The sequence below is a fragment of the Ralstonia pickettii genome (genome assembly GCF_001699815.1).
Classification (GTDB): domain Bacteria; phylum Pseudomonadota; class Gammaproteobacteria; order Burkholderiales; family Burkholderiaceae; genus Ralstonia; species Ralstonia thomasii.
On record NZ_MCGB01000075.1, the window covers coordinates 22395 to 32434 of the forward strand.

Annotated in this window: 10 protein-coding genes; 7 read left to right on the plus strand and 3 right to left on the minus strand. The window is 65.7% G+C overall.

Translation table 11 applies throughout. The features are described from left to right. Positions 1–3: 3 nt before the first annotated feature. A complete protein-coding gene (locus BEK68_RS15570) occupies positions 4–1197 on the minus strand; it encodes a class I SAM-dependent methyltransferase (protein WP_009239310.1) in 1194 nt (397 codons plus the stop codon). A gap of 16 nt (positions 1198–1213) precedes the next feature. On the opposite strand from BEK68_RS15570, the gene BEK68_RS15575 reads away from it, so the two are divergent. Continuing rightward, positions 1214–2032, plus strand: coding sequence for an SDR family oxidoreductase (locus BEK68_RS15575; RefSeq protein ID WP_009239309.1), 819 nt, complete (start codon positions 1214–1216; stop codon positions 2030–2032). A gap of 24 nt (positions 2033–2056) precedes the next feature. Then, a complete protein-coding gene (locus BEK68_RS15580) occupies positions 2057–2455 on the plus strand; it encodes a dihydroneopterin aldolase (protein WP_009239308.1) in 399 nt (132 codons plus the stop codon). Between the two features lie 298 nt (positions 2456–2753). On the opposite strand, the gene BEK68_RS15585 is transcribed toward BEK68_RS15580, so the two are convergent. Further along, positions 2754–3683: an arginase gene (locus BEK68_RS15585; RefSeq protein WP_009239307.1), complete on the minus strand. Its 930-nt coding sequence runs from the start codon at positions 3681–3683 to the stop codon at positions 2754–2756. A gap of 24 nt (positions 3684–3707) precedes the next feature. Further along, positions 3708–4934: an ornithine--oxo-acid transaminase gene (gene rocD / locus BEK68_RS15590; RefSeq protein ID WP_009239306.1), complete on the minus strand. Its 1227-nt coding sequence runs from the start codon at positions 4932–4934 to the stop codon at positions 3708–3710. Positions 4935–5052: 118 nt separating this feature from the next. On the opposite strand from rocD, the gene BEK68_RS15595 reads away from it, so the two are divergent. The 5 genes from BEK68_RS15595 (at position 5053) to BEK68_RS15615 (ending at position 9975) form a co-directional block, all read left to right on the plus strand. Continuing rightward, entirely contained in the window at positions 5053–5976 is a 924-nt protein-coding gene (locus BEK68_RS15595; RefSeq protein ID WP_009239305.1) for a LysR family transcriptional regulator, read from the plus strand. An 86-nt stretch (positions 5977–6062) separates the two neighbouring features. Continuing rightward, entirely contained in the window at positions 6063–6815 is a 753-nt protein-coding gene (locus BEK68_RS15600) for a TetR/AcrR family transcriptional regulator (protein WP_009239304.1), read from the plus strand. A 48-nt stretch (positions 6816–6863) separates the two neighbouring features. Next, on the plus strand, positions 6864–7838 hold the full coding sequence (locus tag BEK68_RS15605; RefSeq protein ID WP_065851766.1) for an HlyD family secretion protein: 975 nt from the start codon (positions 6864–6866) through the stop codon (positions 7836–7838). Next, the gene (locus BEK68_RS15610) at positions 7835–8815 is read left to right on the plus strand and encodes an ABC transporter ATP-binding protein (RefSeq protein WP_009239302.1); all 981 of its coding nucleotides are present in this window, start codon (positions 7835–7837) and stop codon (positions 8813–8815) included. The genes BEK68_RS15605 and BEK68_RS15610 overlap by 4 nt, the downstream gene beginning before the upstream one ends. Next, entirely contained in the window at positions 8812–9975 is a 1164-nt protein-coding gene (locus BEK68_RS15615) for an ABC transporter permease (protein ID WP_009239301.1), read from the plus strand. The genes BEK68_RS15610 and BEK68_RS15615 overlap by 4 nt, the downstream gene beginning before the upstream one ends. Positions 9976–10040: the final 65 nt, after the last annotated feature.

Genomic DNA, 10040 nt, shown 5'->3' on the forward strand with positions numbered 1-10040 from the left:
CGTCTAACCCAAGCGGTTCGAGCGGTCGGCATCGGCAAAGCCGGTCAGCGGCAGTGCTGCATCGATGCCTTTGCCCAGCGCGATGGCCTTGAACAGCTCGCCCATTTCTGCTTCCGACAGCAGTTTCTGCACGGCATTGGCCGCCGGCAGAAACTGCATCGGATCGGACGGATCAAGTGTCATCAGCAGCTCACCCACGCCGGCGCTCAACAGAAAGCGCGCCTGGCTCGTGTAGCCGAGCAGTTCCAGCCCGGCTTCCTGTCCCGCCTGGGCAATCCCCGAAAAATCGACGTGCGCGGTGATGTCCTGCAGGCCTGGCAGCCAGAACGGATCGTCATGCGCGTGCTGGCGGTAGTGGCACATGAGCGTGCCGTTGGCGCGGTGCGCGTGGTAGTACTCGGCAGCCGGGAAACCGTAGTCGATCAGCAGCAGCAGGCCGCGTTCAAGCGCTGCGCCGGTGCTGCGGATGAAGCCCTCGGCGGCCTCATGCGATTCGGTAACGAAATCATCCGTGCCGGGCAGGGCGGCCAGCTTGGCTGGGACCTCTGACGGATCAACAAGCCGGTCTTCCCATTGCAGGCCGTGCTCCGCATCTAGCATCACGCCGCGCTGGTGCCACATGCCGCCGCGCCGCGCCCACAGCGACACGGGCATCGCATCGAGCACTTCATTACCGATCATCACGCCGGTGAACGGCGCGGGCAATGTGTCGTGCCACTGCGCCAGGGCGCCCAGGTCGGGGCCGAGCGCAGTCAGACGCTCCTGCTGGCGCTGGCGCAGCTCGCCGGAGAGTTCGACGATGCCGTAGCTGTCGGGCCGCACGCTCAGCGCATCCAATTCGATAAGGATGTCGGCGGCCAACTTGCCGGTGCCGGCGCCAAATTCCAGCACGTGACGCTGGCCTTCGGGCAATGCCTGCAGCACCTGCGCGAGCTGGTGCGCCACGGTGCGGCCGAAGAACGGCGTCAGTTCGGGCGCGGTGATGAAGTCGCCGCCGTCCTCCACGCGGCGGCCGAATTTGGCCGCGCCGCCGCTGTAATAGCCCAGGCCGGGCGCGTAAAGCGCCAGTTCCATGTAGCGGTCGAACGAAAGCCAGCCCCCGGCGGCCGCAATGGCGTCGGCGATCACGGCGAACAGGTGCGCGGACTGCGCCTGCGCCGCCTCGTTGGGAAGCGGTAAACTCACGGTTTTGCTCATCGGCGAATTGTAAACAATGGCGCAGACGCTCAACCAGTCAACTGCGGAATCGACCGCAGAATCCGCTACACAGCAGCGCATCGCTCTCGTCACAGGCGCAGGCCGTCGCGTGGGGCGCGTCATTGCCCTGGCCCTGGCCCGCCACGGCTGGGATGTGGCAGTGCATTGCCACCGCTCGCGCACGGAGGCCGACGCCGTGGCCGCCGAGATCACTGCCATGGGCCGGCGCGCCGCCGTGCTGCAGGCCGACCTCTCGGACGAAGCTGCCGCCGGCCGCCTGATCGCCGATTGCAGCGCTGCACTGGGTACGCCCACGTGCCTGGTCAACAACGCGTCGCTGTTCCAGTACGACGTCGCGACCAGCTTCAGCTATGCGTCGCTCGATACGCACATGCGCACCAACGTGGCGGCGCCGCTGCTGCTGTCGCGCGAGCTGCACCGTGCGCTGACTGCCGATGGCGCCGAGCACCGCGGCGTCGTCATCAATCTGCTCGACCAGAAGCTCGATAACCTGAACCCGGATTTCCTCTCTTACACGTTGTCGAAGGCGGCGCTGTCGACCGCCACGATGCAGCTTGCGCAGGCGCTGGCGCCCGCGCTGCGCGTGGTGGGCGTGGCGCCGGGCATCACGATGGTGTCGGGCGACCAGTCGCAAGGCGGGTTTGCACGCGCGCACCAGATGACGCCGCTGGGCCAGTCGTCCACGCCGGAAGACATTGCCGAGGCGGTGTGCTACCTCGCCACCGCCCGCGCCGTCACCGGCACCACGCTGTTCGTCGACGGAGGCCAGCACCTGATGCCGCTGGCACGCGACGTGATGTTCCTGACTGAATAAACAACTCCTCCCCCGGACGCTCCCATGCTTTCCCTGCTATCCCACCCGCGCCTGTCGCACTGCCGCCGCATGTTCCTGCGCAACTACGAAGTGCAGATCAACATCGGCGTGCATGAATTCGAGAAGAAGGGCGAGCAGCGCGTCCTGATCAACATCGAGCTGTACGTGCCGCTGGAGCATTCGTCGCCCACGGAAGACAAGCTGCATGAAGTGGTGGATTACGACTTCATGCGCGAGACCGTGGCGCGGCGCATGGCGCAAGGCCATATCCATCTGCAGGAGACGCTGTGCGATGACGTGCTGGCGGCGATGCTCAAGCACCCGCATGTGCTGGCCGCGCGGGTGTCGACGGAGAAGCCGGATGTGTATCCGGATTGTGAGTCGGTGGGGGTGGAGGTGTTTCGGATCAAGGAACAGGCTTAAGCGCTTGTTCTTCTCTGCACCACCGGCGTTTGTGGTGCATCCCTTGTTTCGTCCCTTACCGGGGCTGACTCACTTTCTTTGTCTTGCCAAAGAAAGTAAGCAAAGAAAGGCGCGCCCGATGCGGCGAAAGATTCCTTGAATTTATGTCGCAAGGAGGGGAAGGGAAAAACTCGCTGCGCTCAAACAGTTTCCCTTCCTTTTTCCTCCTTGCAACAGAAATTCAAGGCGTCGCATAGGGCAGGGTACGGCCACACCGTCTGTTCGCGGGTGTTGGCGGTCCGATTTTTTTAATGGCGGTTCAAGCCGCCGTCGCGTATTCGCGGCGCTGGGCGTGCAATGCGCCTGCGACGCTGGCCAGGAGGTCCAGGGCCAGATGTGCCGTGATCCCGCCCTTGTCGTGGCGCGGGTTGTATTCCACCAGTTCGAATGCGGCAAACCGTGCGTCGCGTGCGCACGCGGCGAGTGCTTGCGCCATGCCCTGCGCGGTGAGCCCGTCTGTTTCGGGCGTGCCGACGCCCGGCGCGACGGCGGGGTCAAAGGCGTCCAGATCGAGTGTCACGCCAAAGGCGGCCGTGTCCGATTTGACTTGGCGGATGGCGTCGGCCATGACGGCGCGCAGACCATTGCGTGCGACTTCGGCTGCGTCGATGACGCGCACGCCAAGCAGGTCAAGCAACGCGCGTTCGGCGGGCTCGTAGCTGCGCGCGCCGATCACCACCACGTGTTCCGGCAGCAGCTTCGGCGCGGCATCGCGGATCTGCGTGAGGGCCGCTGCTCCGTGGCCGAGCAGCGCCGCCAGCGGCATGCCGTGGATGGCGCCGGAATCGCTCGTCTGCGGCGTGTGGCTGTCGAGATGGGCGTCGATCCAGATCAGGCCAAGCGGTCCCCTTGGCCGCAAGGCGTTTGCGACGCCTGACCAGGTGCCGATGGCACAGGAGTGATCGCCGCCGATGACCACGGGCACATGCCCCTGGTGCACGCTGTGCGCGGTCGCGTCGCCGAGCGCGCGCGAGAAGCCGGCGACGCCTGGGAGCGCCGCCAAGCGTGCTGAGCGGCTGTGCCCAGCTGACATCGCCAGTTCGATGTCGTGCACGAGCGCGGCATGCGTGTCCCGCGTCTGCAATCGCCCCAGCGCGCCGGCTTCCAGCAGCGCGCGCGGGCCGTCCTTGCAGCCGTCGTCTTGCGCTCCGCAGCCGATGGCCGCGCCGATCAGATCAATGATGGTCATGTCACTCCCCTTGCGAGTTCTTCCTCACGCCACCTTGCGCCGCGGCCAGCCGGCCAGCGTCTGGCGGATGGCGTCCAGCGCCAGCGCCAGTTCGGCCTCGCCAATGACCAGCGGCGGTGTCAGGCGAACCACGTTGCCGTAGGTGTCCTTGGTCAGCACGCCGCGCTCGGCCAGCGCGAAGGCGAAGTCGTGTGCATCGATGTCGGCGTCGAGCTGCAGGCCGATCATCAAGCCGCGTCCACGCACCTGCCGAACGCCGTGGCCGACCAGCGTTTTCAGTTCGTTGATGAACGCTGCGCCCACGCGCGCGGCACGCTGTGGCAGTTGTTCTTCCATCAGCAAGGCAAGTGCCGCGCGTCCGATGTGCGCTGCGAGCGGGTTGCCGCCAAACGTGGAGCCGTGGTCGCCCGGGTGGAACACGCCGATGACCGCCTCGCGCCCGGCAATGGCCGATACGGGCACCATGCCGCCGCCGAGCGCCTTGCCCAGCACCACCAGATCGGCGTCAACGCCTTCGTGCCAGCTCGCCAGCACATCGCCGGTGCGGCCTAGGCCCGTTTGCACCTCGTCGCAGACGAGGAGCACGTTGTGCCGGGTGGCAAGTTCACGCGCGAGCTTGAGGTAGCCCGCAGGCGGTTCGACGATGCCGCCTTCGCCTTGCACGGGCTCCATCAGGATGGCGCCCGTGTTGGGCCCGATCGCCGCACGCAGTGCATCGGCGTCGCCGAACGGAATGCGCCGGAAGCCCGCCGCGAAGGGTCCGAATCCGTAGCGATATTGATCGTGTGAGGAGAACCCGACGATGGTCGTCGTGCGGCCGTGGAAATTGTTGTCGAAGACGATGATTTCGGCCGCCTCGGGCGGCAGGCCCTTTACGTCGCGCGCCCACTTGCGTGCCGCCTTGATGGCGGTTTCGACGGCTTCCGCGCCGGTGTTCATGGGCAGCGCGCGGTCCATGCGCGTGATGCGGCAGACGTCGGCCAGGAAGGGCCCCAGCTCGGTGTTGTGGAATGCGCGCGACGTGAGCGTCAGCCGGCCGGCCTGTTCCGTCAGCGCGGCCACGAGCTTCGGATGCGAATGCCCAAAGCTGACGGCCGAGTACGCAGACATCATGTCGAGGTAGCGCCGGCCGTCGGTATCGAAGAGCCACACGCCTTCGCCGCGTTCCAGCATGACCGGCAAGGGCGCGTAGTTGCGTGCGCCGTAACGGTCTTCCAATGCATAGCTCGGATGTTGCATTGCGGTCGTCATGATGGCCTCCTGCCTGGATCGGTCGTTCACTTGCGGCGGATTGTGCGATCTGACAGACTTGAAATCAAATCGAATGTTTTTCGTTTTTCGATCCAAAAATTTGATGAATTGAGGCGCCATGTCGCACTCGCCGCTGCGTTATCTGCATAGCTTCCTGACCGTCGCCAACGAAGGCAGCTTCGTGCGTGCCGCAGACCGCCTCGCCGTGTCGCAACCGGCGCTGTCGTACCAGATGCGGCAGCTGGAGCAGTGGCTCGGCGTGCCCCTGTTCGAGCGCTCGGGGCGCAAGCTCGTGCTGACGCGCGCCGGCACGTCGGTGCGTGCGTGGTGCCGCGATGCGTTTGCCGGGCTGGATGAGCTGCGCGCCGCCTTGCACAGCGGCGAGATGGAGCGGGTATCGCTCAAGCTGGCGAGCGGCTCCAGCTTCGGACGCTATGTGCTGATGCCGGCGCTGCTGACGCCTTCGCCCGAATCGGAGGCGCCGCTTCTCGACGACGTGCGCCTGGAACTCGTCTTCGGCAGCGACGAAGAGGTCTTCAGCCATGTCGAATCCGGCCGCGCCGATCTCGGCTTCGTCTACACGCCGCGCACGTCGCGCCTGTTTGAACACCACGCTGTCTATACCGAAGAGTTCGTGCTGGCCTGCAGCGCCCGGGTACTGCGTGAGCACGCTGCGCCACGCACGCTGGCCGACTGCGCGGCGCTGCCCTTTGTCACCTACGACGAATCCGATGCGGTCTACGGGCTGTGGTTCAAGGCGCTGTTCCGGCGCATGCCGGAGACGACCGTCAGCGCACATCACGTTTCCGATCTGGAAGAAGTGAGCACCTTGGTGGAGGCCGGCATGGGCTGGTCGGTGCTGCCGCTGCATGCCGTTCAGGAAGCGGTGGAGCGCGGGCGTCTGCAGGTCGTGCGCCCGATCGCGACGCGGCGCTGCCTGAACACCGTGTTCGCCGTGCGCCGCACATCGAGCTTCCCGAGCGAAGCGCAGGACCGCTTGCTGGTGCGGCTTGCGCAGCTTGATGCGGCGGCGCGCGTTTAGCCGCGCGGTCGCAATCTTCCCCGTCGATCTACAAGGCGCGACATGTCGCCTTGAAATTAATTAATTAGACAATTAATATTCGCGGCATGGCAACCTTCGAACCGACTTCTCGCGGCCCGGGCCGCCCCCGTCGCCAGGATGGCGTAACGCAGGACGGCCTCCGTGACCGCCTGCTCGACATCGCCGTCACCCTGTTTGCGCGCGACGGCGTTGGCCCGACCACGCTTGCTGCCATCGCCCGCGAAGCTGGGGTGACGGCACCGATGGTGCATTACCACTTCAAGTCGCGCGATCAATTGCTCGACGCCGTGGTGGAGGGGCGCATCCGCCCGCTGGTCGATCAAGTGACGCGCCCGGCGCTTGCAATCATCGCCGACGACGCGCATCTGCCCGACCTCGCGCAGACCTTGGCAGGCGTGGCGCAGCGCATGGTGACGGTGGCCACGGCCACGCCTTGGTTTCCGACGCTGTGGATTCGGGAGATCGCCAGCGAAGGCGGCCAGCTGCGCGAGCGTGTGTTCGCGCGCATCGCGCTGGAGCGCGCCACGTTGCTGGTCGACCGCATTGCCCGCGCACAAGCGGCGGGCGCGGTGAACGCGGCACTGCAGCCGCCGCTGGTGATGGTCTCGGTGATCGGCCTGGCGATGCTACCGCTGGCGACGCGCGCGCTGTGGGGGCGTCTGCCACTGGCGGATCAGGTGAGCGACGAGGCTATCGGGCAGCACGTGGCTGCGCTGCTGCTGCACGGCATCGGCCCCGTCGCGGCGCCCGAGGAAGCCGGCGGGAAGCAAGCGAAGCCGAAACGCAAGCCTAAGCCAAAGAGCAAGGGACGCAAGTAGGCGAACACGGCAGGTCAATCGCATCAATCGAATCCCGCGGAGGGTGGCATGCGGCAAGCGTTGTGCATGGGTAGGGCAGGGTGTTTGGCGGCGGCATTGGCCGCAGCAATCGTGCTGGCGGGCTGCGCTAAACACGACGACCGCACCTACCAGGGCTACGTGGAAGGTGAGTTTGTCTACGTGGCGTCGCCGGTGGGCGGGCGGCTGGACTATCTCGGCGTGCAGCGCGGGCAGACGGTCAACGCAGGTGCGCCGCTCTTCGTGCTGGAATCGGTGGATGAGACTGCCGCTCGCCAGCAGGCTGCCGCGCAATTGCAAGGCGCCGAAGCGCAACTCGCCGACCTGAACGTCGGCAAGCGTGTGCCGGAAGTGGACGCGGTGCGCGCGCAACTGGCGCAGGCGGTGGCGGCGGACAAGCTCTCGTCGACGCAGCTGGCGCGAGACGAGGCGCAGTTCCGTGCAGGCGGCATCGCGCAATCGCAGCTCGATGCAAGCCGCTCCAGCGCGCAGACCAACGCGCAGCGCGTGCGTGAACTGACCAACCAGCTGCGCATTGCCCAGTTGCCGGCGCGCAATGACCAGATTCGCGCGCAATCCGCACAGGTGGAGGCGGCGCGGGCCGCAGTGGCGCAGGCCCAATGGCGGCTCGACCAGAAAGCGCAGAAAGCTACGCAGGGCGGCCTCGTGTTCGACACGCTGTATCGCGAAGGCGAATGGGTCGGCGCCGGCAGCCCCGTGGTGCGCATGCTGCCGCCGGCCAACGTCAAGGTGCGATTCTTCGTGCCACAAGGCGTGGTCGGCGCGCTCAAGCCGGGGCAAGCCGCGCGCCTGCACTGCGATGGCTGCGCGGCTGATATCAACGCCACCGTCACGTACATCGCAACAGAAGCCGAATACACGCCGCCCGTCATCTACAGCAACACGACGCGGGACAAGCTTGTCTTCATGGTGGAAGCGCGGCCGGTCGCGGCCGATGGCCCGAAGCTGCGCCCGGGCCAACCCGTCGAGGTGACACTGCCATGAGCACTGCCCGGCCTGACAGCCCCGACAGCCGGCACCACACAGGCAATGGCGGCTACGCAATCGACGTGCATAGCCTGAACAAGCACTTCGGCGACAAGCACGTCGTGAAAGACCTCTCCATGCAGGTTGCGCGCGGCGAGATCTTTGGCTTCCTCGGCCCCAACGGCAGCGGCAAGACCACGTCGATCCGCATGATGTGCGGGCTGCTGACGCCCGACAGCGGCAGTGGCTCGTGCCTCGGTTACGACATCCTCAAGCAGTCTGCGCAGATCAAGCGGCGCGTCGGCTACATGACGCAGCGGTTCTCGTATTGGGATGATCTTTCCATTCGCGAGAATCTGGATTTCGTCGCGCGCCTGTACGAGATGCCCAATCGGCGCGAGGCGGTTGATCACGCGCTGGAGCATCTCGGGCTGGCCTCGCGCGCCAAGCAACTGGCGGGCTCGCTGTCGGGCGGCTGGAAGCAACGCCTGGCGCTGGCCGCCTGCATGCTCCACAAGCCCGAACTGCTGCTGCTCGATGAACCCACCGCCGGTGTCGACCCGAAAGCGCGCCGCGACTTCTGGGAAGAGCTGCACCGGCTGGCGGCGGAGGGCATCTCGGTGCTCGTCAGCACGCACTACATGGACGAGGCCGAGCGCTGCCACAAGCTTGCCTACATCGCATATGGCGAGCTGCTCGCGCAAGGTACCGCCGATGAAGTGATCGCCGCGCAGCACCTGTCGACGTGGTCGGTCTCGGGCGGCAATCTGGTCGAACTGGGCCGCAAGCTGGAAGGGCAGCCCGGCGTCGATCAGACCGTCGCGTTTGGTTCGGTGCTGCACGTGACCGGCGCGGATGCGCAAGCGCTGGAGGGCACGCTGCGCAAGCTCGCCGGAGAATCCGGTATGCGCGCCGAGCCGATCGACACCGGCCTCGAAGACGTGTTCATCCACATGATGAGGCGCTCCTCCGACAATTACGGGACGCAGCCATGAAGCCAGAGGGCAATCGGTTTTCGCTTGTGCGCTGGTGGAGCGTGGTGCTCAAGGAGTTTCTGCAACTTCGCCGCGACCGCGTGACGTTCGCGATGATGATCGGCATTCCGATCATGCAGCTGATCCTGTTCGGTTTTGCCATCAACGCCGACCCGAGGCACCTGCTGACCGGCGTAATCGCCGCCGACCAGAGCGAGTTCACGCGCAGCTTCCTGGCCAGCATGCGCAACTCCGACTACTTCGACCTGGCGACCACGCTGACAGACGAAACCGCCGGGCGCGAGGCGTTGTCCAAGGGGCAGCTTCAGTTTGTCGTATCGATCCCGCCGGACTTCACGCGCAAGCTCGTACGCGGCGAGAAACCCTCGCTGCTCGTGGAGGCCGATGCCACCGACCCTGCCGCTACCGGCCTCGCCGTGGCCTCGCTCTCGCAACTGGTGCAGGGCGTCGTCAGCAAGGATATGAAGGGCGCGCTGTCGTCGCTGGCTGGAGGTGCTGGCACCAACGGTGCGGCGCCGCCATTCGATGTGCGCATCCACAAGCTGTACAACCCGGAAGGCATCACGCAATACAACATCATCCCCGGCCTGATGGGCACCATCCTGACGATGACCATGGTGATGATGACGGGCCTGGCCATGACGCGCGAGCGCGAGCGCGGCACGATGGAAAACCTGCTCGCCACGCCGGTGCATCCGCTGGAGGTGATGACGGGCAAGATCGTGCCGTACATCTCCATCGGGCTGGTGCAGGTGACCATCATCCTGCTGATGGCGTTCTTCGTTTTCCACGTGCCGTTCGTCGGCAGTGTGTGGATGGTCTACGTGTCGGCGCTGCTGTTTATCGTGGCGAGCCTGACGGTGGGGATTACGTTGTCGTCGCTGGCGCAGAACCAGCTGCAGGCGACGCAGCTGACCTTCTTCTACTTCCTGCCGAACATCCTGCTCTCGGGCTTCATGTTCCCGTTCGTGGGCATGCCGAAGTGGGCGCAGGTGATCGGCAACCTGCTGCCGATGACGTACTTCAACCGGCTCACGCGCGGCATCCTGCTCAAGGGCAATGGCTGGTTCGAGCTGTGGCCGAGCATCTGGCCGTTGATGGTGTTTACGGTGGTGGTGCTGGGGGTGGCGTTGCGGTTTTATCGCAAGACGTTGGATTGAGGTGGCTATGTGGACGCTGTGGATTCGACGCGCTGACGGTGGTGGTGCATCCCTTGTTTCGTCCC

Excerpts from the sequence above, each read along its gene's own strand:
- BEK68_RS15580 (WP_009239308.1), top strand. The coding sequence starts at position 2,057 with ATGCTTTCCCTGCTATCCCACCCGCGCCTGTCGCACTGCCGCCGCATG.
- BEK68_RS15570 (WP_009239310.1), bottom strand. The coding sequence starts at position 1,197 with ATGAGCAAAACCGTGAGTTTACCGCTTCCCAACGAGGCGGCGCAGGCG.
- BEK68_RS15605 (WP_065851766.1), top strand. The coding sequence starts at position 6,864 with ATGCGGCAAGCGTTGTGCATGGGTAGGGCAGGGTGTTTGGCGGCGGCA.
- BEK68_RS15600 (WP_009239304.1), top strand. The coding sequence starts at position 6,063 with ATGGCAACCTTCGAACCGACTTCTCGCGGCCCGGGCCGCCCCCGTCGC.
- BEK68_RS15585 (WP_009239307.1), bottom strand. The coding sequence starts at position 3,683 with ATGACCATCATTGATCTGATCGGCGCGGCCATCGGCTGCGGAGCGCAA.
- rocD (WP_009239306.1), bottom strand. The coding sequence starts at position 4,934 with ATGACGACCGCAATGCAACATCCGAGCTATGCATTGGAAGACCGTTAC.
- BEK68_RS15575 (WP_009239309.1), top strand. The coding sequence starts at position 1,214 with ATGGCGCAGACGCTCAACCAGTCAACTGCGGAATCGACCGCAGAATCC.
- BEK68_RS15610 (WP_009239302.1), top strand. The coding sequence starts at position 7,835 with ATGAGCACTGCCCGGCCTGACAGCCCCGACAGCCGGCACCACACAGGC.
- BEK68_RS15595 (WP_009239305.1), top strand. The coding sequence starts at position 5,053 with ATGTCGCACTCGCCGCTGCGTTATCTGCATAGCTTCCTGACCGTCGCC.
- BEK68_RS15615 (WP_009239301.1), top strand. The coding sequence starts at position 8,812 with ATGAAGCCAGAGGGCAATCGGTTTTCGCTTGTGCGCTGGTGGAGCGTG.